General features: G+C 45.4%; 1 protein-coding gene. It reads right to left on the bottom strand.

The genetic code is table 11. The features are described 5' to 3' along the window. The coding region (locus tag EYD45_RS16835; protein ID WP_165453962.1) for an Ig-like domain-containing protein at positions 1–324 on the bottom strand (324 nt) is incomplete at both ends.

Consider the following 324-nt stretch of genomic DNA (forward strand, 5'->3'; position numbering starts at 1 on the left):
ATTTGGTGTACCGCCATCGTTTACTGTCGCTGTTCCATTAGTTGGTGGCGTTGTAATGGTAATGGTACCAGTACTTGGGCCATCACCACCAAAATCGTCATCGTCTAATACATCGATATTAACCGTCTCATCTTCATCTACACTGGCGGTATCATCTACCGCGGTTGGTGTGTCGTTTACTGGATCTACTGTTATATCTACTACGGCTGTGGTACAATCGCCATCGGCATCACATATCTCATAGGTGATTTGGTCTGGACCGTTATAGTCGGCATTTGGTGTGTAATCTATAGTATCATCCGTTGGATCATTTGGTGTACCGCC

The sequence above is a fragment of the Hyunsoonleella flava genome, from assembly GCF_004310325.1.
In the GTDB taxonomy this organism is placed as follows: domain Bacteria; phylum Bacteroidota; class Bacteroidia; order Flavobacteriales; family Flavobacteriaceae; genus Jejuia; species Jejuia flava.